A 24,528-nucleotide genomic window follows, 5' to 3' on the forward strand; every position below is an offset into this window, starting at 1 on the left:
CGGTATCACAAAACGACGGATACCCCGCCTTGAATAAAGGAGATATCCGTCGCTTTTGTGATATGACAAATCTACTTCGGAGGCATTGATGGCCTTACTTCTACCTTGCTCGGGAGCGTCCGTGCCGGCATTTTGATCAGATCCGAAACAATCTGGCCGATGTCTTCCGGCTGAATTTTCCAGGCATCTTTTTCAGAAGGCTGATGGTTGCTGAATTCGGTAGCGACAGATCCCGGCATAATCGTGGAAACCTTAATGCCCGCATTTCTTACATCCATCATCATGGCCTGCGAAAAACCTACCAGTCCGAATTTGCTTGCATTGTAAGCAGTTCCGTTCGGGAAGAAATTGGTGCCGGCAAGGCTCGATATGGTAATAAAATAACCCTTTGTGTCGGTCAGGGCGGCCAGAGAGGCCTTTGCGCTGAAAAATACGCCTGTTAAATTAATATCGATCGTTTCCTGCCACTGTTCCGCCGTCAGATCCTGAATGGGAGCGAAGTGACCTACTCCCGCGTTTGCGATGAGGTAATCCAGTCTGCCCCATTTTCCCAATACCGTAGCGACCGCTCTCTGCTGAGACTCCAGATTTCTGACGTCAGACTCCAAGCCGATTGCAAAACCTTCCCTTATTTTATTAAGGGAAGCCGCCGCCTGATCTGCACTTTCCTGGGACCGGCTAGTGACAGCCACATAAATTCCCTCGCCGATCAGTACCTCGGCTATCCCGTAACCTATTCCTTTTGACCCGCCCGTGATAAGGGCTGTTTTAATTGATTCTGCCATTTGTATGATGCTAAATAAAAAATATGCTGAACCAAGTTAACAGCAGCGGGAAGCGGAAGGTTTTAAAAAAACAGAATTTTATGCCTCATAAAAACCTTTTGCCGGATTATCTGTCATTGATCCGGTCGTCGTTCTGTGTATCGCGTGTATTTTTCTGGACGGCAATGGCGCCGAATGTGCTCAGCAGAAACGCAAAAGCATAAAAGCCCTTTTCACTCGGCAAAAGTGCTGCATTCCAGAGCCCGACGGCCAGGAGCACGATGGATAAGAGGGTTGAAATCCAGCTGATCCCGTAATAAAGATTGGTAACCATAATGCCTTCCAGCCTGTCCCTGACACTTTTTTGAACAGATATAGCGGCGAAAAGACCGTACATGAGTACAGTAAAGTAGTAACCCTTTTCGCTCAGCAACATTTCGGATCTCCATAACCCGACAATGTATCCTAGCATACCAGTTCCTAATGCGATCCAGGAGGCGGCTATAAATGCGCCGGATGTTGTTTGAGAATTTGACGTACCCATTTTTCTGTTTTGTATTGAATGAAAAATATTTCTTTCAATACGTTCAAATCGTGCGGAGGTCACATTAAAGTTTATGCATAACTCTTTTTTGCCCATCTGTTGTCAATAACCTATTTTTGCCGGTAGATCCATTTGACAGATTTTAATCCCTTTTATGAAAATAGTAGAAAATAAAGTCGCCCTCGTAACCGGAGCATCCCGTGGCATAGGTCGATCTATTGCTTTGCGTCTGGCCCAGGAGGGTGCTGATGTTGCATTTACCTATTTGTCCAGTGTTGAAAAAGGTGAGGCATTGGCCAAGGAACTGGAAAGTTTCGGTGTGAAAGCCAAAGGTTACCGCTCGGATGCTTCCGATTTTCAGGCAGCCGACCAGCTTGTAACGGACGTGATCGCCGATTTCGGACGCCTGGATGTGCTGATCAACAATGCCGGTGTTACACGCGATGGCCTACTGATGCGTATGAGCGAGGAGCAATGGGATACTGTCATCAACATTAACCTGAAATCTGTTTTTAATCTTACCAAAGCAGCAACGAAAAGCATGATCCGCGCGAAAAGCGGCTCGATCATCAATATCACGTCGGTAGTAGGTATCCGTGGAAATGCCGGACAATCCAATTATGCGGCGTCCAAAGCCGGGATCATTGGTTTTACCAAATCCATTGCGTTGGAACTGGGTTCACGTAATATCCGGTCCAATGCTGTTGCGCCAGGATTTATCGAAACCGAAATGACTGATGCCGTGGATGCTAAAGCTGTTGAGGACTGGAAGCAGTCTATACCTATGAAAAGGGGAGGGCAGCCGGAAGAAGTTGCAGATGCGTGCGTATTTCTGGCTTCTGATTTGTCCCGTTATATCACCGGCCAGGTTATTCAGGTCGATGGTGGTATGTTAACCTAGTCGTTTTCTTCGTTAGTGGATAGCTGGCAGTTTCGTTGTATATTGTAACGCTGCCAGCTATCGATATTTTAACACATGCGGTCCGAGCTTATTTTCCAAACTCCTTACTGGTTTATTATTTTCTGTCTGGTTGCGGGAGGCGCCTACGCATATTTCCTGTATCAGCCGGTAGCTTCATGGGGGAAAAAATTGAATTACCTGCTTGCGTTTTTCAGGGGCCTGGTCGTTTCTCTGATCTGTTTTTTGCTGCTAAGCCCGCTCGTGCGTAAAACTGAAACCTCCGTTGACAAAGCGAAAGTCGTTTTTGCCATTGATAATTCAGAGTCTGTCAAGAATTATGGTCAACCTTTGCTGAAACAAATTGCAGATGCCTCTGCATCACTCGAATCGGCTGGTTTTGAGGTAAGTGTACAGACCTTGGATAAAAATGGTAAAGCTTCCGTTCCGGATTCTATCCGTTTTGACCAGAATAAAACAGATCTTTCAGGCCTTTTGCAAACGGTAAAAAGCAATTTTGAAGGTCGTAATCTTACAGATGTTATCCTGCTTTCGGACGGGATTGTCAATCAGGGAATATCACCTTCTTACAATCGTTTTCCCTTCAAAGTGAACACAATCGCGGTAGGGGATACCGTTCCAGATCTGGATATCAGGATCAAGGATGTGATCAATAACCGTATCGCCTATCTGGGCAATGAATTTCCGGTCCGTGCGGAAATAGTGGCAAACGGCCTGGCCGGTAAATCCACAACCATTACCCTGAAACAGAACGGAAGGGTGATTTCCAGCCAGAATGTCGTGATCGACGGACAATCCTATTTCAAATCCTTCGATTTTAAGGCATCATCAAACCAGAAAGGTGTCCAGCATTATACCCTGGAACTGGGGGCGGTATCCGGGGAAACATCGATCAGGAACAATAAAAAGGATGTTTATATTGATATTATAGATGGCAGGCAAAAGATCCTTCTTATGGCATTGGCCCCGCATCCTGATATCAAAAGCATCCGGAGCCTGATCGAGGCCAACGACAATTACGAGCTGGACATCAATATTCTTTCGATTTCGAGTGTCCCTCCTGTGTTTTCCAAGCCTTATGATCTGGTCATCCTGCACCAGATACCCAATGTTCTGGGGATGGGTAATTCGCTCGTTCGCAAATTCATTGATTTAAGAACACCTGTTTTTTATATTCTTGGAAATCAGTCGGCCGTACCTCTGGCGAGCTCGCTCAACCGGTCGCTGGCCATTGCTGCGTCTAATAATCAGACGGATAAGGTTACAGCCCGTTTCAATCCTGCGTTTCAGCAGCTGAATTTTGATCCGGAAAGCCTGAAAATCCTCGAACGCCTGCCGCCACTATCGGTGCCATTCGGTGAATACAATATTTCCTCGGGCACCGAAACGATATTATTCCAAAAAGTGGGCACGCTGAATACCAATAAACCACTTTTAGTGCTGAATACAGGTGGGGATCAAAAAACGGCAGTTCTTGCGGGAGAGGGGATATGGCAGTGGAGACAGGAAGAATTTGCGCTGACAGGCAAACAGGAGGTGGTTGACAACTTATTTCAGAAGCTGATACAGGTGCTTTCTGTACGGGAAGACAAACGTAAATTCCGGGTGTATCCTGTGAGAAACGAATTTGAAGCAGGCGAGCAGGTGGTGTTTCAAACTGAAATTTACAATGATATCTACGAACCGATTTTCGGGCAGGAAGTAAAGCTGGACGTAACTGATGAGAAGGGTAAAACCAGGCAATTTTCTTACACCCATTCAAAAGAGAATCCCCGGTTCAGCATCAGCGGCCTCACCGATGGAGTTTACCGCTATGCCGCGTCCACGTCCCTGCGCAGCGGTCAGGAGCGTGTAACGGGCCAGTTTGTGATCAGAAATTTGGATTTGGAACTGAGCAATACCACAGCCGATTTTGGAATGCTGAGAGAACTGGCCGGGCGCTCGGGCGGGACTTTCATACCACCAGCGTCACTGGCAGATTTTGTTGATAATTTAAAGAGTAACCGTCCCTCGGACCGCCTTGACAGCAGTGAAGAAATGGTCGAACTGATCCACCTTAAATGGCTGTTTTTCCTGTTGATCGTATTGATGGGTTCGGAATGGGGGCTAAGAAAGTACCATGGCGGATATTAGTAATGCGCCGTTTGGCAATGAGTTCAAGGCTTTGTTTAAATATATCTTCCGGAACCTGCGATTTCGCGTAAAAGTTTTTAAAAACTTGTCGGTTTCCTGCTTACTGATCTGCATACATATTACGCCCGCATCCGCCCAAACCGACACTACTCAGGTCGTTGCCCTTGCTGACACAACACATGAAGTCCGCCCCAATTACAAGATGCTCCGCGGCATTTTCGCAGCCCAGTCGGCTTTGTACCTGGGCACCATGTACGGGCTGAGTAAGTCGTGGTATAAAAATCGCCTCACCAATTTCAGCTTTAAGGACGATACACACGAGTGGCTTCAAATGGACAAAATGGGGCACGTTTACACATCGTACCAGATAGCCCGGCATACCGCCGCGATTTACAAAAAAACGGGTATTTCGAAAAGGCAGATGCTTGTTTATGGGGCGATCTCAGGGATTATATTTCAAACGCCTATTGAAATCCTGGACGGATTTTCGCCCGACTACGGGTTTTCAACAGGGGATATGGTGGCGAATATTACGGGATCGGTAATTTTTCTCGGGCAAATTGCGCTTTGGGACGAAGTGCGCATCCAGCCAAAATTTTCATTTCATTATACCTCCTTATCGAAGGTGCGGCCGGAGTTGCTGGGAAACACCAAGTATGAACGATGGCTTAAAGATTATAATGGGCAAACTTACTGGTTTTCAGCTAGTCCCAGATCATTTTTCAGAAATGGCAACTGGCCTGCATGGTTATGTTTTTCAGTTGGTTACGGAATTCAGGATATGGTTTCAGCGGAAACTGAAAAAAGTATTGAGCTGGGCTACCGACCTTACCGGCAGTACTATCTTTCACTGGACATTGACCTCACTAAGATCAAAACCCGGAGTAAATTTGTTCGTACTTTAGGTTTCGTTGCCAATTCCATCAAGATACCAGCGCCGGCGTTACAGATAAGCAGGAAAGGGGTTGATTTCAAGCCTTTTTATTTTTAATAACAGAAAGGAAAAGTACAGGTAATGTGCTGATCGTGGATACAAGTTTAATTTGACAAACATGAATATAGGGGATAAGGTAAGACTAGTACATGGCCGGGAAGAAGGGGTTATTTATGCTTTTTTGCCGGGAAATATAGTTGAGATAGAAATTGAAGACGGATTCCGGATTCCGGTGCTTAGAAATGAAATTGTGACCATATCGCCTGTCGAATCACAACGCCTGGTCAAATCTTCGGACTCAAAAAAGATCGGGGTTCAAAGTGACGTGATTGCTTCCAGACCAGCTGCATTTGCTGAGAAAGGTATTTATATGGCATTTGTGTCTGTGAATGACAGGGCCTTAACCTTACACCTAATCAATAATTCAGACTGGACACTGCCCTTTACTGCCATTGCAATACAGGAAAATGTGAGTACCGGGCTGGCCGCCGGGGTACTGTTGCCACGGACTTCCCAGAAGTTGACTGAACTGCAGATGAAGGATTTTGAGGCATGGCCCGTTTTTGAATTCAAAATGCTCTATTTCAGGGATGGGAATTATACGCTACCGCAAGCTCTTGCCAAACGGATCAAATGCCGAGCCCAGTCTTTTTATAAAAATAAGGGAAAGGCGCCAGTGATCAACAAAGAGGCCTTTGTATACCAGCTGGATGAAGAAAGTCTGAAAAAAGAGGAAATTGTTGTTTCAGAGAACCTTTCAAACGATTTGAAAATGAGTATGATGGGCGGAGGCGACAAGCAGGCAATCGTGGTTGAAAAACCGCAGCAGGTTGTGGATCTGCACATTGAAAAATTAACCGCGAAAAACTCCGGGCTCTCCAACGATGCCATCCTGAAAACACAACTTGCTGCATTTGAGAGTAACCTGGAACTGGCAATTGCAAACGGAATGGAGGAAATTACTTTTATTCATGGTACGGGCAGCGGAGTGCTGCGAAGCGAACTGCACCGTCGGTTGGGTAAAAATCAGCATGTTGAATATTATAAAGACGCTCAAAAGGAAAAATTCGGATACGGTGCAACCCTTGTTAAAATTAAGTAACCTCCCTGGCAGACTTTTATGTCTATGGGTTTTAATCATTCTGGCACCGGGATTATGGCAGTGCCGCTCAAAAAGTACCTCTCCCAAAGCGCCTATGGAAGAATACAAGTATTCCGACAAAGAGATTCAGAACGAAAAACATTTATCGGTATTAAATGTTCCCGTGGAAATTCCAATCAAGGAACTTGAAAACCAGATCAATGCGAAGATCAAGGGATTGATTTACGATGATAACAGCTATGAGGACGATAACAATGACAACCTGAAAGCGAAGGTTTGGAAGATCAGCCCGATCCGCGTGGTTGCGATTGACTCGTCATTCTTATTTGAAGTACCGTTAAAGATCTGGGTTAGCGCAGGTTATAAAGTCAGTCCGCTGGGAATAACCATGTCTGGTTACAAGGACACAGAATTTTCGATCAAGATAAGGTTGATTTCGAAAATAGGGATCTCATCCAACTGGCAGCTTAAATCAGATACCTATGTAGATAGCTATGACTGGATCACAGAACCTAATATAAAGGTAGCTGGTATTAACATACCGATTAAAAGTATGGCAAGCCGGCTGCTTAACAAGAATTTTGATAAAATAACGGAGGCGATCGACGACCAGGTAGCCAATAATGTTGAACTGAAAAAGAACGCCGAACTGGCTTGGAACATTGCTCGTCAGCCGGTGATGCTGGCAAAAGAATACGATACCTGGCTTGTTGTAGTGCCCACCGGTATTGTAATGACGCCTCTGCTGGCCAAGAATAATATTCTGCGATCGGTAATAGGTATACAAGGTTATACTCAGACGATTACATCCGCGACGAAACCCGTGGTACCGGCAGTTTACAAGCTTCCTGATCTGAAGATTGTCGATAAAGTGGTGGAAGAATTCAAGGTTGGGCTGATCAGTCTGGTGTCCTATGAAGACGCGGCCCGACTGGCAACGACAAAATTTGCGGGGGAGAACTTTGCCTTTTTGGGAGGTAAGTACAATGTTCAGGTGAACAATGTTGAAATGTATGGGCAAAACGACAGACTGGTTATCAAAGCTGGTTTGACCGGCAGTATTGAAGGGAGTATTTATCTCAAGGGTGTTCCGTATTACGACCCTGATACCAGAAGGCTTTCACTAAAGGGCCTGGATTATGACCTTGATACCAAAAATTCCATTGTTCGTACTGCAGGTTGGCTACTTCAGGGGCAGTTTAGCCGGATGATGGAGAGAAAAATGGTATTTCCTGTCGGCGATCAGATCAATGAGGCTAAGAAAACGATCCAAAGTGCCCTGAACAATTATAAAGTAACTGATGGGGTCATTCTGAAAGGAACGCTTTCCGATATCACTCCGGATAAGGTTTATTTGACTCCGAAACACCTTTATTCGGTTGTATTCGCCCATGGGAAGGTGAATTTGAGAGTGGACGGAACTAAGGGTTTCTAAAACAAATTTGGTACAATAAACAGTATGTCTGCCATTTTTTTTTACTTTTTATAGTATATTGACTGCTGATCGAAAGAAAGTATTTCTTAGCTTTGTGCGCAGAGGAAAGGAATAAGCCGTCCTATCGCCGCGGCCTTTGGCCGGGGAGGAAAGTCCGGGCAGCATAGAGTACCGTACTTCCTAACGGGAAGGCAGCAGACTGGAGACGATCTGCTGACAGCAAGTGCCACAGAAATTATACCGCCTTGGCATGTTTTTTATATGTTGAGGTAAGGGTGAAATGGTGGAGTAAGAGACCACCGCTCTCTGGGTGACCATAGAGGCAGGGTAAACCTTACGGGCTGAAAGATCAAATAGGTGTTGATTTGCGGAGTTACTCGCTCCCGTTCCCTAACCGGAGCGTCAACACGGGTAGATCGTTAGAGGTTCCGGGTGACCGGGATCCTGGATAAATGATAGGAGCCGTTCGTTGAGTCAAATCGACAGAACGGATACAGAATCCGGCTTACAGGCTTATCTTTTTTTCTGATTTTAGAGTTTAATAAATAGTGAATATTTGAATCACATAACTGGTGTTTCCCATGAAGAAAAAGAATCTTTACGTTGCTTTTATTTGTTTATTTCTTTTGAGCCTTGACACCTTTGCTCAAAACCGTACCTACGAAGGGCCAAACAAGATGAATACATGGTCAATCACAGGATATGGTGGTATCACCAAATTTTTCGGAGATATCAAAGAGTATGATTTCAAACTAGGTCAAAACGAAAAGCTAACGGGAGGCTGGGGACTGTCGGTAAATAAACAATTATCGCCGATTTTCGGTATTCAGTTAACAGGATTTAACGGACAGCTTCAGGGATCCAAACAAGGCCATTACAGCAGCTTGAGCGGAAACACCTACGATGTTTTCTTCAATAGCCCATCTTTCGTTCAGGTTACCCTTGATGGTACAATGAACCTTAACCGCCTTCTTTTCGGATACAAAAAATTGAGAAGATGGAAGGTAGATGCTCACCTGGGAGGTGGTATTATTTACTACCATACTGATTTAACTGCTACCAATACAAATCCTGAAAGTCCGTTCTTTGGAACTGAATGGAAGGTGTCAACCAACACGGATGGTAGCTCCAAAACCTCTGGTGAGTGGGAACGCAACGGATCTACATACACAAGGGAATGGGTTGTACCGGCAGGTTTGGCAGTTCACTATGAGTTGACTCCACGCTTCGATCTTGGTCTTGATTTTACTTACAACTACGTTAATACTGAGAAAATGGATGCGACTGTGGGTGGTCTTAGTGACTACCAATCACAACAGGGTATCTGGACTTTTGCAAAAGGTGAGTCTAAAAATGACGGATGGGGAATGGCTTCCATAGCATTAACCTACAAGCTTGGTAAGAATGCAGTAAGAGCTAAAAAAGGTGTATACGATGCAGGAAGCGGACGCTATCACCTGCGTTGGGCAAATCCTCAGTCTTTGATCCCTGTCCCTTACAATCCAACTATGGATGATGCGGATTCAATAGCAAAAGCAAATATGCCAAAGCCTGTTGATCCACGTTTGTACACAGATTCGGACGGTGATGGTGTAGCTGATCTTTTCGATAAAGAAGCAAATACGCCTGCTGGTAGTGTTGTTTCCGGTGGTGGAGTTGCGATGGATCTGGATAAAATCATCAGAGATGCCATCAAAAATAACCTGCCCAAAGATGAGTGCGAAGCTTTGTTCAGCAACATAGAATTCGATACTGACAAGGCAATTATCCGTAATCCTTCGAAGGAAACTTTAAGCAAAGTGGTTGAACTGTTGAACATGCGTACCAATTGCCGTATTGTTCTGGTTGGTCACACGGATGCACGTGCTTCTGACAGCTATAACGTAGCACTTTCACGTCGTCGTGTTGATGCAGCTAAGAGGTTCCTTGTACGTGCAGGTCTTACAGATCCTAGCCGTATCATTGCAGAATATTATGGTGAGTATCGTCCGATCGCTGAAAATACTACTGTTGAAGGTCTGCAATCAAACCGTCGCGTTGAGATCAAGATCTTACCTAATAACACAATACGTTCTAGTTACCCGGCTGGTTTCCGCCGCTAGTAGTTACGAGTGAACTGGAAAGGGAGGCAAGTAATTGTCTCCCTTTTTTGTGGGTGAATGTTGAGTAAAACCAATAATTTGACTTACCTTTGCACCCTGTTTAATCAAGGGACGAGTTCCCGACCATAACAAATTCTATAATGGCAGTTAAAATTAGATTAGCGCGTCGTGGACGCAAAAAGAAAGCGATATATGATATCGTTGTCGCAGATGCCAGAGCACCACGTGATGGTCGCTTCATCGAAAAATTGGGTATTTACAACCCTGGTACAAACCCTGCTTCCATCGTTTTGGAATCAGCAAAAGCAGTTGACTGGCTTCTGAAAGGTGCACAGCCAACAGATACAGCCCGTTCAATCTTGCAACACGAGGGTGTAATGTTGCGCAAGCACTTGCAGGTTGGTGTTAACAAAGGAGCAATCACTCAGGAAGTAGCGGATGCGCGTTTTGACGAGTGGAAGGAATCTAAAACAGATCGTAAAGCGACTGCGGCCGATTCATTGTCTCAGAAGAAAGATGCTGACAAGCAAGCCAAACTTGACGCTGAACGTAAAGTTAATCAGACTCGGGCGGAAGCTATCGCTAAGAAAAATACGCCTCCTGCGGAAGAAGTGCCTGCTGAGGTTACTGACGAGGTTTCTGAGGAAGCACCAGCCGAAGAGGCTGCTGCAACAGATGCACCGGCGGAAGAAACTGCTGAGTAATTCAGTTCAAAATACATTTTTTATGAGTCTGTCGGTATTCCGTGCAGACTCATACTGTTTTATACTAATCAATTTAATTCTGTAAAAGTGACACAGGATAACTGTTATTTGCTGGGTTACATCGTCCGGACCCATGGAACAACCGGGAATGTGGTGATATTTCTGGATGTCGATTATCCCGAAGATTATGACGAGCTTGACTCTGTTTACGTCGAAATAAAAGGCGAACTGGTTCCTTATTTTATCGAAAACATCAACCTACAGAAGCAAAGCAACGCGATTGTGAGCTTTGAGGATGTGAACACTATTGAAAAGGCTCAGGCACTTGTAGGCAGCGCGCTTTATCTTTCGCTGGATGAACTGGAAGAGTTGGGTGGGGAGGCTTTTTATTACCATGAAATCAAAGGTTATACGGTTAATGATCAGACAAAAGGAGAGCTGGGAGTTGTAAGGGAAGTTTATTCCCTGAATGGTCAGGATCTGATTGCAATGGATTATCAGGGCTGCGAAGTACTTATTCCCACTGCGGAGGATATAGTTTTAAAAGCTGATAAAGAAAACAAGGTTTTGCTCGTGAATTTACCAGAAGGACTTCTGGAAGTATACTTGGATAATTCTACCGACGCAGATAACACCCCTGACGATGCGGATTGATATTATTTCCTGTGTCCCTAATTTGCTGGACAGCTTTTTTGCACATTCTATTTTGAAACGCGCGCAACAGGGTGGATTCGTCGAAGTTGTGATTCATGATATCAGAGATTATGCTGTCAATAAACACCGGACTATTGACGACTATGCTTTTGGAGGTGGCGCGGGTATGGTACTCCAGGTCGAGCCGATTGCCCGCTGCATCCGTGCTCTTACGAGCGAACGTAGTTACGATGAGGTGATTTACCTTACGCCTGATGGTGAGCAAATGCAACAGAAAATGGTCAACCAGCTATCGTTGCTTGGGAATATCATTATGCTTTGCGGGCACTACAAAGGTGTAGATCAGCGGGTGAGGGATATGTTTGTTACCAAGGAGGTAAGTATTGGCGATTATGTACTATCTGGTGGGGAGCTTGCGGCAGCAGTACTTTCCGACGCGATCATTCGACTGCTGCCCGGTGTGCTGAATGACGAAACTTCCGCATTGACGGATTCTTTTCAAGACAATCTCTTGGCCCCGCCAGTATATACCCGTCCGGCAGATTTTGAAGGAAATAAAGTGCCGGAAATACTATTATCCGGACATGAAGCGAAAATTGAAGACTGGAGACATGAACAATCCCTGCTCAGAACAAAGAGTAGGAGACCGGATCTTTTGCAATAGTGACTAAAAATCCAGGCTGCAATTGATCCATTCATTATCGAAATTAGTGCCGTACTTACGGTAAAATCCGACAGCGGAGGTATTCCAGTCCAGTACCTGCCACAGCATTCCTGTACACCCCGTTCGTTTTGCGGCAGCAACTGTGGCATCAAACAGAATTTTGCCGATACCATTGCCGCGCATGGATTCTGTGACCACAATATCCTCCATATACAATCTTTTTCCCTTCCAGGTGGAGTAGCGGAAATAGTACAGCGACATACCTATGATTTTGGAGTCAGCCTCGGCAACGAAAAAATCAAACAGTTTTTCGTTATAGTCGCGGGTCATTTTTTCAATGTTATTGGTTACCTGGTTCAACGCCCTTTCGTAGATAGCTAATTCTTTTACCAGTTCAAAAATGGAGGGGATGTCTTCCAGTGTTCCTTGTCGGGTCGAGAAATTCATAAAGCGGTTTTTAACATTAAAACATTTAAGAGAATAGAATATACTATTTCCTACTGATAGTTTACGTAGTTTTCCCATTTTTCCAGAATAGCCGTAAAATTGGGTGGTAAATCAGTATCAAACTGAATCCATTGTCTCGTGGAAGGATGTATAAAACCAAGTGATTTGGCATGAAGTGCTTGCCCTGGCAGCAAGGTAAAGCAGTTTTCTACCATGCTCTTGTAACTTCCGCTTGAAGTGCCCCTGAGTATTTTATCGCCCCCATAAACAGTATCGTTAAAAATCGGATGCCCGATGTGTTGCATGTGTGCTCTGATCTGATGTGTTCTCCCTGTTTCAAGATTACATTGTATCAGTGAAACGTATCTCAGCGGTTTGACCACTTTGTAATGCGTAACAGCATGTTTGCCCTGGCTACCGTCTTCAAAGATGTCCATTACCCGCCTGTCTTTCGCACTTCTCCCAATGTTGCCCGTTATGGTGCCCTGTTCCTGTTTGGGTTCGCCCCAAATGAGTGCGTAGTAGGTTCTCTCGATGCTATGGTCTGAAAACTGTTTGGCCAGAAAGGTCATAGCAAATTCTGTCTTGGCGATTACCAGAAGTCCTGAGGTGTCTTTATCGATCCTGTGAACCAGGCCAGGACGCCCTTCTCCGTTTCGGCCGGTTGGTAGCTGCTGAAAGTGATATACCAGACCATTTATTAAAGTACCGGTCCAGTTTCCGAACGCGGGATGCACGACCATGCCCGTAGGTTTGTTCACGATCAGTAGCACATCATCTTCATAAATAATGTCCAGCGTAAGATTTTCCGGGATGATCTCGTTGTCACGGGGAGGCTGGGGAAGCGAAAGGGTAACAACATCAAGCGGCTTTACCTTGTAACTTGCTTTTGTGGGCTGCCCGTTTACTTTTACGGCCTCTGCTTCGATCCCATTTTGTATTTTTGTGCGTGATGCATTGGCTACATGGAGACTCAGGTATTTATCCAATCTTATCAAACCCTGACCTTTGTCGGCGACGATTCTGTAATGTTCAAATAAGTCATCTTCTTCAGATGTAATCTCTAAATTGTCTTCGGACATTTTTTAATCTTGATTGACTGTTAACAAAATTATCAAAATTAGTGGACTTACCCGGTTCTTTACTTCCTACCCCTCTGCATGAGCTTTCCGGCGAACTGATAGAAAAGTCGGGCATAAAGCTCTACATCAAAAGAGACGACCTGATCCATCCAACGGTATCGGGAAATAAATGGCGTAAGCTCAAGTACAATCTTCTGCAAGCCGGGAAACAAAACGAGACTACGTTATTGACATTTGGCGGGGCTTTTTCCAACCATTTGTTTGCCACGGCCGCCGCTGGCAATGCTATGGGTTTTAAGACGATCGGAATAGTAAGGGGAGAAGATTATGGGCAAAATGAGACACCGACATTAAGATTTTGCAGGGAGCAGAATATGAGCCTGCATTTTGTTTCCAGGCAAGAATACAGACTCAGGAATTCTGAAGAACATCTGAGGGAAATCGCCGGAAAATTTGGTCATCCTTTTATTATCCCGGAAGGAGGAACTTCTGAACTGGCTCTGCAAGGTGTCGGAGAAATGGTACTGGAGGTTGAAAAGCAGCTGCGCAAGTCTCCGGACTATTACGCAGTAGCGGCAGGTACAGGAGGGACCGCAGCAGGAATTTTATCATCGGGTGCAAATGTCCTTGCTTTTTCAGCACTTAAAGGTGGCGGATTTCTTGAAAACGACATCCATGATCTGATAAAACCGCATGGTCGAAATGGTAATCTGTCGTTATTTACAGATTACCATTTTGGAGGTTATGCAAAGGTGAAACCAGAGCTTCTTGAATTTATGGACCAATTCAAAAACAATTATGGTATCCAATTGGAACAGGTCTATACAGCCAAAATGTTCTTCGGACTTTTTGACCTGATACGCAGGGATTTTTTTCCAAGAGGAAGTATCATCGTGGCTGTGCATACCGGTGGACTGCAGGGTTTGCTATCAGGAGACGGGAGATAACTCGCCGTCACTGTTTGCGTTTTTTGTATTAACAAAGTCCTTGATCAGGTCCCGTTCGCCAGCTATCCAGAGGACATCATCATTCTCGATGATCAGCGAGGAATCCGGATTTAGGATTCGCTCTCCCTGGCGTTCCAGACCGACGATCATACCGTGCGTTTTTTCACGTATTCCGGAATTTCTGATGCTTTTGCCACGGATGTTGTACTCGTTTTTTACCTCGATACGCTCCAGCACAATGCTATCCTCATGCGCCATATAAACATCGCCGCTGGTGCTGATTTCCACATGTCCCCGGAATACTTCCAGCTGATCATCCGTCCCTATTACTTCTATACGATCACAGGGATATAAAACTTCCGTCGGACGAGGTAGATAAATAGTGCTGCTTCCGCGCTCAATAAGCACTACGTTAATTCCAAAATTCTCACGTATTGACAATTCCCGCAAAGTTTTACCGATGAGATTGGAGTCGGCACTTACTTCCAGGAAGGCAAAATGGGCATCCCACGGCAAGAGAAGCTTTTTGGATTTCCCACTCCCTTCCAGCTGACGGGCATTCAGATTTTGCAAAAAACGGGTTTCGATGCGATCGTAGAAGTTCTGGAGTCTTTGATAAAATATCGCAAATCCCAACACCATTATTCCTGCTGCGACACCGAGGGCCGTAGGCGTGGAAAAGAAAGAAATAAGTAAAAAACCCATTAATATGATGGCGATCAGAACCCTGGAAAGCTCTAACATCAGCAGCGGCCCGCGGCTATATTTTCGGCTCAGCCAGATCGCGGAGTATGCTTTCGTGTTTGATCTTTTGAAGATCAGCGCCCAGAGAAATGGGGATATCAATAGGAAGGTAATGCCAAATAAAACGGAATTGGTGATAAAAGTTTCCGGAACGCGGGTATGCAGCTGATCCGCGAGCTGTCGGGAGGCCGCGAGTGTAATTGCAATAACAACAACTGAGTTCAATATCACTGTCTGAGCATAACCTTTCAGGATTTGGTTCCAGTGTGTGGTTTGTGCGATAGTGCCGGTGCTGGAACTGTAGCGATTAAGGTAGTGCCGCCATTTTTCGGGTAAAATCTTATTGATCAGGTTGTAAAACGGTTCGGATGCTTTCATCATATAAGGCGTGGTGAACGTAGTAATCACCGAAACCCCAACTGCAATAGGATATAGGAATTCGCTAGTCACTTTCAGGGATAATCCGAGGTTCGCGATAATGAAGGAAAATTCTCCGATCTGCGATAAGCTCATTCCCGATTGAATCGATTTTTTCAGGGGTTGTCCCGAAATAACCGCACCGATACTGACAAACGCTGTTTTACCAATAATCACAACCAACACCAGAATAGCGGTAGGTACGGCATATTCCATCAGCAGGCTAGGGTTGATCAGCATTCCCACTGAAATAAAAAATACTGCCCCGAAGAGGTCTTTAAGAGGTTTAAGCAAATGCTCTATTTTTTCGGCATGGGTAGTTTCCGCTAAAATGGAACCCATGATGAACGCCCCTAATGCGGCAGAGAATCCAGCCTGTGTTACCAAAAACACCATTCCGAAGCATAGAGCGACTGAAGTGATCAACACACTTTCATCGTTCATCAGGTTGCGATAACGTCGTAACAATGTAGGGAACAGGAAAATCCCGCCGAGGAACCACAGCGTTAGGAAAAAGAACAACTTTAATATGGATTGCAGCAGTTCGAAACCTGCAAACTGCTGGCTGATTGATAATGTGGAAAGCAAGACCATTAACAAAACAGCAGTTAGATCTTCTATGACCAGAATCCCTAAAACGATCTTGGTGAATTGCTGTGTTTTCAATCCCAATTCATCAAAAGCACGGAAAATGATCGTAGTGGAGGAAATCGCAATGATACCTCCTAGGAACAGACTGTCTATTTTGCTCCATCCCAACAGCTGGCCGGTGGTGAAACCGGCAACTAGCATGAGCGACACTTCAAAAAGACCGGTTATTGCAGCGGTGTTTCCAACTTTGACGAGCTTTTTAAAACTGAATTCAAGACCCAGGTTGAACAACAAAAATATCACCCCGATCTCGGCCCATATTTCGATCGTTTTGATGTCGGTAATCGTCGGGAATAACTTAAAGTTGGGACCTACCAATAGTCCGGCTAAAATGTAACCGAGAACTATAGGCTGTTTTAATTTTTTAAAAATAAGGGTGATTACACCCGCAATGGTGAGGATTAAAGAGAGATCAACAATTAATTGTGGAACGTGAGCCATAAAAGGGTTTAGGGTTGATACACAAGCAGATATGCATTAAAATACAAAAAACCTTCGACGAATCAAAGGCTTTTTTGCATATCTTGGAATAAAACTTAATAACGCTTGTCAGCCAACGCTGCCTTCCAGGCTGATTTCCAGTAACTTTTGAGCCTCAACGGCAAATTCCATCGGAAGCTGATTCAGTACCTCTTTTGCGTAGCCATTTACGATCAAAGCCACCGCTTGTTCCGTAGGTATGCCACGCTGGTTGCAATAGAAAAGTATGTCTTCACCGATTTTCGAAGTGGTCGCCTCATGCTCCACTGTTGCCGACGGATTACTCACCTCGATATATGGGAATGTATGGGCGCCGCATTTGTCCCCAAGCAAAAGTGAGTCGCACTGGGAGAAGTTGCGGGCTTTTTCAGCTCGTTTAAATACCTGCACCAAGCCTCTGTAAGAATTCTGGCTTTTGCCGGCGGAGATACCTTTTGAAACGATCCGGCTTTTGGTGTTTTTTCCAATGTGGATCATCTTGGTACCGGTATCTGCCTGCTGCATATTGTTGGTTACAGCCACAGAATAGAACTCGCCGATTGAATTATCGCCTTTCAGGATCACGGAAGGATATTTCCAGGTAATCGCTGAACCGGTCTCTACTTGTGTCCAGGAAATCTTGGAGCCCGCTCCATCGCAAATGCCGCGTTTGGTTACAAAGTTATAGATCCCACCTTTGCCGTCTTTATCGCCGGGATACCAGTTCTGAACCGTCGAATATTTGACGTTTGCATTTTCATGCGCAAAAATCTCGACCACAGCGGCATGCAATTGATTTTCGTCCCGCATAGGAGCAGTACATCCTTCCAGGTAACTTACGTGGCTGTCTGCATCACCGACGATCAGCGTACGCTCAAACTGCCCTGTTCCCGCAGCATTAATACGGAAATAGGTAGAGAGCTCCATCGGGCAACGTACCCCTTTGGGAATATAGACGAAAGACCCGTCCGAAAAAACTGCCGAGTTAAGGGCAGCATAGTAGTTGTCTTTTGGGGGAACAACTGAACCCAGGTATTTTTTTACAAGATCAGGATGTTCGCGGATTGCCTCGCTGATAGAGCAGAATATGATCCCCTTTTCCTTTAATGTTTCCTTGAAGGTCGTAAATACCGATTCTGAGTCCATTACCGCATCAACGGCAATAGGTACACCCGAAAGACGCTTTTGCTCGTTCAGAGAAATGCCCAGCCGCTCGAAAGTATTACGAAGTTCAGGATCGATATCATCGATACTTTCGACCGTTTTTTTCTTTTTCGGAGCTGAGTAGTATTTGATTTCCTGAAAATCAATTTTGGGATAATGAACATTCGGCCACTTGGGCTCGGTCATGCCAAGCCACATATGATAGGCTTTCAGTCGCCATTCCAGCATCCATTCCGGTTCATTTTTTTTAGCGGAGATAAACCTTACAATATCGTCACTGAGGCCCGCGGGGGCTTCATCCGCTTCAATATCAGTTACAAATCCATATTTGTATTCCGAACTGGTGATTTCCTCCAACAATTCATCTTCTTTGCTCATATTCGTATTATTATCACACTGTGTATCCGTTGGTACTGTAACACAGAGAAATGGGATTGAGTTTAATGCGAAGGGTAAAAATACGGAAAATTGGCGACAAATCCGTGCTAGATGATAAATCCCCTCAGCCGGAAACCAAGCTAGCTGGTTCCGGCTGAGGGGATTTTATAGTTGGAAACAGCCTAAAGGTAAGCTCCTGAGGAAAGGTAATTTTTTACATAATCATCGATTCCCTCTTCAAGCGTAGAAAACGGCCGGGTATAGCCGACGGAGCGCAGCTTGCTCATGTTGGCCTGGGTAAAATACTGGTATTTGTCCCGGATGTCTGCTGGGGTGTCCACAAACGAAATATCCGGCGTGATACCCATCGCAACAAAAGTGTTCGTCACCAGGTCTTTAAAAGTGCGCGCCTTTCCGCTGCCGAGGTTGTAAATCCCTGAATTTTTGCGGTGATGCATGAAGAATATGCATACGTCGATCAGGTCTTTTACATAAATGAAATCCCGCATTTGTTCACCGTCCTTAAAATCAGGATTGTGCGAACGGAACAATTTCATGCTGCCCGTTTTTTTGATCTGGTTATGCGCGTGAAAAATCACAGATGCCATTCTTCCCTTATGGTACTCATTAGGGCCATATACGTTGAAAAATTTCAGCCCTGCCCAGAAAAACGGTTTTTTTTCCTGCTGTAAAGCCCAGATATCAAATTCATTTTTGGAGTCGCCGTAAGGGTTCAGCGGTTTGAGTTGAGAAATGGTAGACTCATTGTCGTCATATCCATTCTCTCCCAAGCCATAAGTAGCCGCTGAAGATGCGTACACCAGAGGAATCTGATAGGCCACACATTTTTCCCAGATCTGTTTGGAATAATTTACATTGAGCTGATCAAAAATTTCTTTGTCGAACTCGGTAGTGTCTGTGCGGGCGCCAATGTGAAAGATAAATTCAACATCGCGGTTGTTCTGGTCGAGCCAGTCGAAAAGCGATACCCGCTCTACTTTTTCTTTGATTGTTTTTCCTTCGAGATTTTCCGCTTTGTCAATTTTGGAAAAATCATCCACTGCAATAATGTTCTGAAAGCCATCTTTATTGAGGCGGCTGATGAGTCCGCTGCCAATAAATCCGGCTGCACCTGTTACGATAATCATGGGAGAGATTATTTGTTTAAAGAGGTTAAACTGTAAAAAGAATGCCAGATAAGAGTACCGGATTCTTTCAATCTACTCTTATATTTTTGTTCTGAATAGGATTTTTTTTAGTTATCCGCATGTTTACCTGCAAAACTACGGATACAAGATGTAATTTTGCATCCTAATTAGTAAGGCGAATACATATTATGATTTACGTAACAAGAAAAGAGCATTTCAACGCAGCCCACCGGCTTTTTAACCCCGCGTGGTCTGATGAAAAGAACCAGGAAGTGTTTGGTCCATGCGCCAACAACAACTGGCATGGACATAATTTTGAGCTGATTGTTACCGTAAAAGGAAAACCCGACCCTGATACTGGTTTTGTAATAGATCTCAAAGTACTAGGTAACCTGGTGAAGGAAAAGATAGTAGACAAGGTTGATCATAAGAACCTGAACCTGGACGTGGATTTCATGGCAGGGAAAATGGCATCCTGCGAAATATTCGTGATGGAGATCTGGAATATACTGGCCCCTGCAATCGTCGATGAGGCTCCTAATGCGCAGCTGCATTACATCAAACTGGTGGAAACGCCCAAGAATTTTGTAGAGTACTACGGCGAATAGATCTTCGTCTTTATTAAAGCTATTCCTGCTCCTATATGAAATATTACCTCATTGCCGGCGAGCGGTCGGGGGATCTCCATGGTTCCAATCTTATCAAAGGAATCAGGGAAAATGACCAGGATGCTCAGTTTCGCGGCTGGGGAGGTGATATGATGGCGGCGGAAGGACTGGAACTGGTTACCCATTATAAGGATACGGCTTTCATGGGCTTCCTGGAAGTGATCCTTAATCTTCACAAAATCTCAGGTTTTCTCAAAAAGTGCAAAAAGGATATCCTGGAATATCAGCCCGACGCGCTGGTATTGATCGATTATCCTGGCTTCAATCTCCGTATTGCATCATTTGCCAAGGCAAAAGGCCTAAAGGTATTTTACTATATTTCGCCAAAAGTCTGGGCGTGGAACCAGAAACGTGCTTTAAAAATCAAACAGAACGTTGATCACATGTTTGTGATCTTTCCGTTTGAAGTCGATTTTTATAAAAAATTCGATTTTAAAGTCGATTACGTCGGCAATCCGTTAATGGATGCCATTGCCAATTTCAGGCCCGATCCTGATTTTAAACAAAAAAATCAGTTGGACGTCGGCAAACCCATAATCGCGTTGCTTCCGGGAAGCCGTCGTCAGGAAATTATCGGGATGCTTGACCTGATGCTCACAGTTCAGCCGCATTTTCCGGAGCATCAGTTCGTTATTGCCGGAGTGAGAAACCTTCCTTCTGAGTTGTATGCGAGGTATAGCGACAACCAAAATGTAAATATTGTTTATGAAGCCACTTACGATCTGCTTTCGGTAGCAGAGGCTGCGTTGGTTGCCTCAGGTACGGCTACCTTAGAAACAGCACTTTTTAATGTTCCCGAAGTCGTTTGTTATAAGACCAGCGGTTTTTCCTATGCAGTAGCCAAACGCCTGATCCGCGTCCCTTTTATTTCACTGGTTAACCTGATCATGGAAAAAGAAGTTGTAAAGGAGCTGATCCAGGATGAATTCAGTGAAAAGCGGATTGTTGAAGAACTCGCTAAAATTTTACTCGGGGGAGCTGGGAGAGAGATTCAATTGCAGGATTATGTAAACCTGCACCAGCTGGTAGGTGGCCCCGGAGCCTCCGGGCGTACCGGGAATTTGATTGTGAAGTATCTTGGTGTGTAATATGAGGCTCCGCGGAGCCAAGTTATTCTTTTCTACCAGATTCGTTTCACGGGATATTCATCGAAGTAGCTATCAAGAATCTGGTCCCCGCTCAGCAGGTCAAGTTTTTCGCCTAGTGCCTGCGAGACTATGATCCGGTCGAACGGGTCTTTGTGATATAGTGGAAGCTTGTGCTGATAAACCGTGTGGAGGAAGTTAATTGGTAAAATCTCGATATTCGCCTGAACCAAATCATCAAGTACGGACTCATAGCTTCCGGAAATTTCAAGCTTCTTTAACGCAGTTTTGATCGAAATCTCCCACAGACTTGCAATGCTAACGAAGATCTCATTATTCTGATCTTCAATAATTTTTCTGGATAGCTTGCTTAACTGATCAGATCCTTCATTAAACCATAGAAATGTGTGTGTGTCAATAATGTATCTCATTACATATAGTCTTTAAAATCATCCAAAGGCGCGTCAAAATCAGGCGACATCTTATACTTTCCTTTTGTTCTGCCAAAAACACGATTGCCTCCGGGTTTTTCAACTTTTTGCGCACCGTGTTCGCTTTTTAAAAAAGAAATAAAATGCAGCACCTCCAGTTTCAGGTTTTCCGGAAGCAAATGAATTTCCGATAAAATGGCTTTTTCTGTCATTTTTTAAAAGATTATTATCAAAAATAACTAAAACTTTCCGCTTTTACCCAACAACGTAAAATTCCCATATTCTATACTTTGCATATATGTAGTCATCTACGTATATTTGAACATTAATTTATTCTGACATTCAGATTAGGCTATGAACATTTTTAATGAAGCGGGCGGACTTTCGGTTTCGACGCGGTTGCAGCGGCTGAGCGAGCAGTTCAGGAAAGATGGTATTTTGGTTTATCAGTCAAATAACATTGATTTTGAACCCAAATGGTTTCCGGTTATTTACGCGCTTCATCTGAAATCGACGCTAAGTATTCTGGAATTGTCGGAGGAAATAGGATACGCGCATCCTTCCACGATCAGTTTGCTAAAAGAATTGGAGAAAAAAGAACTGATCGAATCTTTCAAAAATGAGAAAGATGAGCGGAAAAGAATGGTCCGCCTGACCCCGCAAGCGAAAAACCTCGTAGAAGAGATGCAGCCTGTCTGGAATAAAATGAAACAGACGGTTGAAGAAATGGCAGATACAGCCAATAATTTATTACTCGCTATGGACGAAATGGAATACCAGTTAAAAAAGGAGGGCTTCTTCGATCGCTACCAGCGCATCAGCCAGCAGGAAACGGATTCAGCTGTCCGGATTGTAGAATATGCCCCGGAATATGCCCAGGCTTTTTACGACCTGAATTTTTCGTGGATATCCGAAACCTATGAGGTTGAAGAGGAAGATGAGAAAGTACTGAATGATCCCGAAAAGTACTATCTGAATGAGGGCGGGGCTATTTTGATCACTTTATACCATGATGAACCTGTCGGAACGTGCGCTTTAAAAAAAGTCAGTCCGGATGTTATGGAGATGAGTAAAATGACGGTCTCGAAAAAAATGAGAGGTAAAAAGATCGGTGACTTGCTGGGCAGGGCTGTCATTCAGAAAGCGAAAGACCTGGGAGCGAAAAAAATGATTCTGTTTTCAAACAAAAAAGGCTCGGCCGCAGGAATCAATCTGTACAAAAAGCTAGGTTTCATAGAAGTCCCGCTGATCGGCCAGGATTACAAACGCGCCGACATCAAAATGGAGCTGGATTTGTAATATAGCAATTGCCGATTCTGAGCCTACCCGTTGATAATGTCACCCCTGCGGGGTTTAATTGCTTTGTTCGAAATCATTTTTCTAGAATAATTGCATCCCTTCGGGATTGGGACGCAACCGCAACAAGAGTCTGAAGGGCTGAAATTCTTATAGAACAAAAATAATTATATCCGCTCAAGATTAGGACGCAACCGCAACAAAAGCCTGATGGGCTGAAATTATTGTAGAAAAGATAAACCAAACCGGATTCAACCCCGAAGGGGTGACTTTGCCGTTACGAAAGAAAAACCTTACAAATAAGATAGCCGATAGGCGATAGCTGACGGCCGACAGCGCCCGTCAAGTCTTCCTTTTCTTCTTCCGGGCAGACGGAAACAGAACATTATTCAAAATCAGGCGATAACCAGGGGAGTTAGGGTACAAATTCAGGTCGGTGGGCATTCTTCGTCCACCGCCGCCCCGTCCCTCCGGATCATGGCCACCATAAAAAGTCCATTGGCCACGACCGAGTTCGCCATATATATAGCGGTCCGAAGATGTGCTGGTTCCCATTACCAGTACGCTGGGTTTTACGGTATACTTTGAAAATGCAGTGGTTTGCCCCATGAATTCCTTGATCAGGTGCTCATGGTTTTGAACGAGCATCGCCGGTATAACATCCCACTTGGCAGAGAAATCGAACAATGAAAAATATTCGTTGCTATCCCAGCCGCGAAACCTGCCATTCGACGAATTGATATCCGAGAAATTCATGCCTTCATATTCATCCAGCTGCAATTTGAAATTGTAGAAGGCAAAGGTTTTATCAAAATCAAGCTTGGACTGTGCGTCGGGATCAACCCCGTCACCATCCAGATTTTCAACAATATCAACTCCTTCGGCAGCCAGCGCGATATCGAAAGTTTCCGCTCCTGAGCACATTGCAAACAAAAAGCCGCCTCCGGCGCAGAATTCTTTGATCAGCTTGGCTACCGCCAGTTTCATGTTGGACACTTTTGCGTAGCCAAACCGGTTCGCTATGGCTTCCTGGGCTTTGATATCTGTTTGGGTAGTCCGCCTGAGATTCTTGCCAAACTGTCCCGTAAAATCTTCGTGGTGCAAATGCAGCCAGTCGTATTTGGGTAATTCACCTTTCAGGATCTCCTCGTCGTAAATCACATCGAACGGAATTTCTGCATATTTTAACACCAGCAGCACCGCATCGGTATTCTCAAATTCGGCCGGGCTGATCTTGATGGGTGAGTAAACAGCGATTTTGGCCGCCTTAAAAAGTTTTACCACATCCATATTCACATTGGGGTTCCCGATATTTGCCACGATCTGCTGCCGGTCCGCCTCTGAGAGTACCTCATAAGAAACTGCCCGCAGTTTACATTCGTTTTCGATGGTCTTGCTGTATTGGACCATAAAGCTGCCTCCCCTGTAATTGAGCAGCCATTCCACTTCAATGTCACCTTTGAGCAACATATATGACAAGCCATAAGCTTTCAGATGATTGGTCTGCGCCTGATCCATCGGGATAAGAATGGTGTTCGCAAAACAATGATGCGAAACAAGAACCAGTATGAATGGTATAACCCTTTTCAGCATATAGGTAGATGTTTAAAATCTGAAGCTGTATTGCAGGGGGAGGGAAATCAAATTTAATCAATA

At 44.6% G+C, this 24,528-nt stretch carries 23 protein-coding genes and 1 other RNA gene; 14 read left to right on the plus strand and 10 right to left on the minus strand.

Translation table 11 applies throughout. The features are described from left to right. Window positions 1-71 precede the first annotated feature (71 nt). Together FBF61_RS28065 and yiaA are read right to left on the minus strand one after the other, a co-directional pair. Window positions 72-785: an SDR family oxidoreductase gene (locus tag FBF61_RS28065; RefSeq protein ID WP_138483730.1), complete on the minus strand. Its 714-nt coding sequence runs from the start codon at window positions 783-785 to the stop codon at window positions 72-74. 106 nt (window positions 786-891) lie between these two features. Beyond that, on the minus strand, window positions 892-1,308 hold the full coding sequence (gene yiaA / locus FBF61_RS28070) for an inner membrane protein YiaA (RefSeq protein ID WP_138483732.1): 417 nt from the start codon (window positions 1,306-1,308) through the stop codon (window positions 892-894). A 154-nt stretch (window positions 1,309-1,462) separates the two neighbouring features. Here yiaA and fabG point away from each other — a divergent pair, with 154 nt between their 5' ends. The 10 genes from fabG (at window position 1,463) to trmD (ending at window position 11,955) form a co-directional block, all read left to right on the plus strand. Beyond that, window positions 1,463-2,209, plus strand: a complete 747-nt coding sequence (fabG, locus tag FBF61_RS28075) for a 3-oxoacyl-[acyl-carrier-protein] reductase (protein WP_138483735.1) — start codon at window positions 1,463-1,465, stop codon at window positions 2,207-2,209. A gap of 75 nt (window positions 2,210-2,284) precedes the next feature. Continuing rightward, a complete protein-coding gene (locus FBF61_RS28080) occupies window positions 2,285-4,360 on the plus strand; it encodes a VWA domain-containing protein (protein ID WP_138483737.1) in 2,076 nt (691 codons plus the stop codon). Further along, the gene (locus tag FBF61_RS28085; RefSeq protein WP_229215258.1) at window positions 4,347-5,351 is read left to right on the plus strand and encodes a DUF2279 domain-containing protein; all 1,005 of its coding nucleotides are present in this window, start codon (window positions 4,347-4,349) and stop codon (window positions 5,349-5,351) included. Before FBF61_RS28080 ends, FBF61_RS28085 begins: the two co-directional genes overlap by 14 nt. Before the next feature lie 61 nt (window positions 5,352-5,412). Then, on the plus strand, window positions 5,413-6,396 hold the full coding sequence (locus FBF61_RS28090; protein ID WP_138483739.1) for a Smr/MutS family protein: 984 nt from the start codon (window positions 5,413-5,415) through the stop codon (window positions 6,394-6,396). A 94-nt stretch (window positions 6,397-6,490) separates the two neighbouring features. Beyond that, complete coding sequence (locus FBF61_RS28095) at window positions 6,491-7,831, plus strand: DUF4403 family protein (RefSeq protein WP_138483741.1); 1,341 nt, start codon at window positions 6,491-6,493, stop codon at window positions 7,829-7,831. A gap of 108 nt (window positions 7,832-7,939) precedes the next feature. Further along, an RNA gene (gene rnpB, locus FBF61_RS28100) (RNase P RNA component class A) lies at window positions 7,940-8,355 on the plus strand. Window positions 8,356-8,508: 153 nt separating this feature from the next. Beyond that, a complete protein-coding gene (locus FBF61_RS28105; protein ID WP_229215259.1) occupies window positions 8,509-9,933 on the plus strand; it encodes an OmpA family protein in 1,425 nt (474 codons plus the stop codon). A 140-nt stretch (window positions 9,934-10,073) separates the two neighbouring features. Further along, complete coding sequence (locus FBF61_RS28110; protein WP_138483745.1) at window positions 10,074-10,637, plus strand: 30S ribosomal protein S16; 564 nt, start codon at window positions 10,074-10,076, stop codon at window positions 10,635-10,637. Between the two features lie 87 nt (window positions 10,638-10,724). Then, window positions 10,725-11,291 (plus strand): ribosome maturation factor RimM, encoded by a 567-nt coding sequence (rimM, locus tag FBF61_RS28115; RefSeq protein ID WP_138483747.1) that lies wholly within the window; start codon window positions 10,725-10,727, stop codon window positions 11,289-11,291. After that, window positions 11,281-11,955, plus strand: a complete 675-nt coding sequence (trmD, locus tag FBF61_RS28120; protein WP_138483749.1) for a tRNA (guanosine(37)-N1)-methyltransferase TrmD — start codon at window positions 11,281-11,283, stop codon at window positions 11,953-11,955. Before rimM ends, trmD begins: the two co-directional genes overlap by 11 nt. Window positions 11,956-11,958: 3 nt before the next feature. Here the strand turns inward: trmD and FBF61_RS28125 are convergent, their stop codons facing one another. Together FBF61_RS28125 and FBF61_RS28130 are read right to left on the minus strand one after the other, a co-directional pair. After that, a complete protein-coding gene (locus FBF61_RS28125) occupies window positions 11,959-12,402 on the minus strand; it encodes a GNAT family N-acetyltransferase (RefSeq protein ID WP_138483751.1) in 444 nt (147 codons plus the stop codon). Window positions 12,403-12,452: 50 nt separating this feature from the next. Then, on the minus strand, window positions 12,453-13,484 hold the full coding sequence (locus tag FBF61_RS28130) for an RluA family pseudouridine synthase (protein WP_138483753.1): 1,032 nt from the start codon (window positions 13,482-13,484) through the stop codon (window positions 12,453-12,455). Between the two features lie 41 nt (window positions 13,485-13,525). Between FBF61_RS28130 and FBF61_RS28135 the strand changes: the two genes are divergently transcribed. Next, complete coding sequence (locus FBF61_RS28135; RefSeq protein ID WP_166444624.1) at window positions 13,526-14,431, plus strand: 1-aminocyclopropane-1-carboxylate deaminase/D-cysteine desulfhydrase; 906 nt, start codon at window positions 13,526-13,528, stop codon at window positions 14,429-14,431. Here FBF61_RS28135 and FBF61_RS28140 read toward each other — a convergent pair. The 3 genes from FBF61_RS28140 to rfaD all read right to left on the minus strand — a co-directional run bounded on the left by FBF61_RS28140 (window position 14,414) and on the right by rfaD (window position 19,392). Continuing rightward, a complete protein-coding gene (locus tag FBF61_RS28140) occupies window positions 14,414-16,684 on the minus strand; it encodes a monovalent cation:proton antiporter family protein (protein ID WP_138483755.1) in 2,271 nt (756 codons plus the stop codon). The genes FBF61_RS28135 and FBF61_RS28140 overlap by 18 nt on opposite strands. A gap of 108 nt (window positions 16,685-16,792) precedes the next feature. Then, entirely contained in the window at window positions 16,793-18,244 is a 1,452-nt protein-coding gene (sufB, locus tag FBF61_RS28145) for a Fe-S cluster assembly protein SufB (RefSeq protein WP_138483757.1), read from the minus strand. Window positions 18,245-18,426: 182 nt separating this feature from the next. Continuing rightward, the gene (rfaD, locus tag FBF61_RS28150; RefSeq protein WP_138483759.1) at window positions 18,427-19,392 is read right to left on the minus strand and encodes an ADP-glyceromanno-heptose 6-epimerase; all 966 of its coding nucleotides are present in this window, start codon (window positions 19,390-19,392) and stop codon (window positions 18,427-18,429) included. Window positions 19,393-19,580: 188 nt separating this feature from the next. Between rfaD and FBF61_RS28155 the strand changes: the two genes are divergently transcribed. Next, on the plus strand, window positions 19,581-20,000 hold the full coding sequence (locus FBF61_RS28155; protein ID WP_138483761.1) for a 6-pyruvoyl trahydropterin synthase family protein: 420 nt from the start codon (window positions 19,581-19,583) through the stop codon (window positions 19,998-20,000). A gap of 35 nt (window positions 20,001-20,035) precedes the next feature. After that, complete coding sequence (gene lpxB, locus FBF61_RS28160) at window positions 20,036-21,148, plus strand: lipid-A-disaccharide synthase (RefSeq protein ID WP_138483763.1); 1,113 nt, start codon at window positions 20,036-20,038, stop codon at window positions 21,146-21,148. Between the two features lie 32 nt (window positions 21,149-21,180). Here the strand turns inward: lpxB and FBF61_RS28165 are convergent, their stop codons facing one another. Next, entirely contained in the window at window positions 21,181-21,576 is a 396-nt protein-coding gene (locus FBF61_RS28165) for a type II toxin-antitoxin system VapC family toxin (protein ID WP_138483765.1), read from the minus strand. Further along, a complete protein-coding gene (vapB, locus tag FBF61_RS28170) occupies window positions 21,576-21,788 on the minus strand; it encodes a type II toxin-antitoxin system VapB family antitoxin (RefSeq protein WP_138483767.1) in 213 nt (70 codons plus the stop codon). Before vapB ends, FBF61_RS28165 begins: the two co-directional genes overlap by 1 nt. Window positions 21,789-21,930: 142 nt before the next feature. Here vapB and FBF61_RS28175 point away from each other — a divergent pair, with 142 nt between their 5' ends. After that, entirely contained in the window at window positions 21,931-22,875 is a 945-nt protein-coding gene (locus tag FBF61_RS28175; RefSeq protein WP_138483769.1) for a helix-turn-helix domain-containing GNAT family N-acetyltransferase, read from the plus strand. A gap of 339 nt (window positions 22,876-23,214) precedes the next feature. On the opposite strand, the gene FBF61_RS28180 is transcribed toward FBF61_RS28175, so the two are convergent. After that, window positions 23,215-24,465 (minus strand): asparagine synthetase B, encoded by a 1,251-nt coding sequence (locus FBF61_RS28180; RefSeq protein WP_138483771.1) that lies wholly within the window; start codon window positions 24,463-24,465, stop codon window positions 23,215-23,217. Window positions 24,466-24,528: the final 63 nt, after the last annotated feature.

Origin of the sequence: Dyadobacter bucti, assembly GCF_005869225.1 — a bacterium.
Lineage (GTDB): Bacteria > Bacteroidota > Bacteroidia > Cytophagales > Spirosomataceae > Dyadobacter > Dyadobacter bucti.

Coding starts and splice junctions, on each gene's coding strand:
- FBF61_RS28065 (WP_138483730.1), bottom strand. CDS start 785: ATGGCAGAATCAATTAAAACAGCCCTTATCACGGGCGGGTCAAAAGGA.
- yiaA (WP_138483732.1), bottom strand. CDS start 1,308: ATGGGTACGTCAAATTCTCAAACAACATCCGGCGCATTTATAGCCGCC.
- fabG (WP_138483735.1), top strand. CDS start 1,463: ATGAAAATAGTAGAAAATAAAGTCGCCCTCGTAACCGGAGCATCCCGT.
- FBF61_RS28080 (WP_138483737.1), top strand. CDS start 2,285: ATGCGGTCCGAGCTTATTTTCCAAACTCCTTACTGGTTTATTATTTTC.
- FBF61_RS28085 (WP_229215258.1), top strand. CDS start 4,347: ATGGCGGATATTAGTAATGCGCCGTTTGGCAATGAGTTCAAGGCTTTG.
- FBF61_RS28090 (WP_138483739.1), top strand. CDS start 5,413: ATGAATATAGGGGATAAGGTAAGACTAGTACATGGCCGGGAAGAAGGG.
- FBF61_RS28095 (WP_138483741.1), top strand. CDS start 6,491: ATGGAAGAATACAAGTATTCCGACAAAGAGATTCAGAACGAAAAACAT.
- FBF61_RS28105 (WP_229215259.1), top strand. CDS start 8,509: ATGAATACATGGTCAATCACAGGATATGGTGGTATCACCAAATTTTTC.
- FBF61_RS28110 (WP_138483745.1), top strand. CDS start 10,074: ATGGCAGTTAAAATTAGATTAGCGCGTCGTGGACGCAAAAAGAAAGCG.
- trmD (WP_138483749.1), top strand. CDS start 11,281: ATGCGGATTGATATTATTTCCTGTGTCCCTAATTTGCTGGACAGCTTT.
- FBF61_RS28125 (WP_138483751.1), bottom strand. CDS start 12,402: ATGAATTTCTCGACCCGACAAGGAACACTGGAAGACATCCCCTCCATT.
- FBF61_RS28130 (WP_138483753.1), bottom strand. CDS start 13,484: ATGTCCGAAGACAATTTAGAGATTACATCTGAAGAAGATGACTTATTT.
- FBF61_RS28140 (WP_138483755.1), bottom strand. CDS start 16,684: ATGGCTCACGTTCCACAATTAATTGTTGATCTCTCTTTAATCCTCACC.
- sufB (WP_138483757.1), bottom strand. CDS start 18,244: ATGAGCAAAGAAGATGAATTGTTGGAGGAAATCACCAGTTCGGAATAC.
- rfaD (WP_138483759.1), bottom strand. CDS start 19,392: ATGATTATCGTAACAGGTGCAGCCGGATTTATTGGCAGCGGACTCATC.
- FBF61_RS28155 (WP_138483761.1), top strand. CDS start 19,581: ATGATTTACGTAACAAGAAAAGAGCATTTCAACGCAGCCCACCGGCTT.
- lpxB (WP_138483763.1), top strand. CDS start 20,036: ATGAAATATTACCTCATTGCCGGCGAGCGGTCGGGGGATCTCCATGGT.
- FBF61_RS28165 (WP_138483765.1), bottom strand. CDS start 21,576: ATGAGATACATTATTGACACACACACATTTCTATGGTTTAATGAAGGA.
- vapB (WP_138483767.1), bottom strand. CDS start 21,788: ATGACAGAAAAAGCCATTTTATCGGAAATTCATTTGCTTCCGGAAAAC.
- FBF61_RS28175 (WP_138483769.1), top strand. CDS start 21,931: ATGAACATTTTTAATGAAGCGGGCGGACTTTCGGTTTCGACGCGGTTG.
- FBF61_RS28180 (WP_138483771.1), bottom strand. CDS start 24,465: ATGCTGAAAAGGGTTATACCATTCATACTGGTTCTTGTTTCGCATCAT.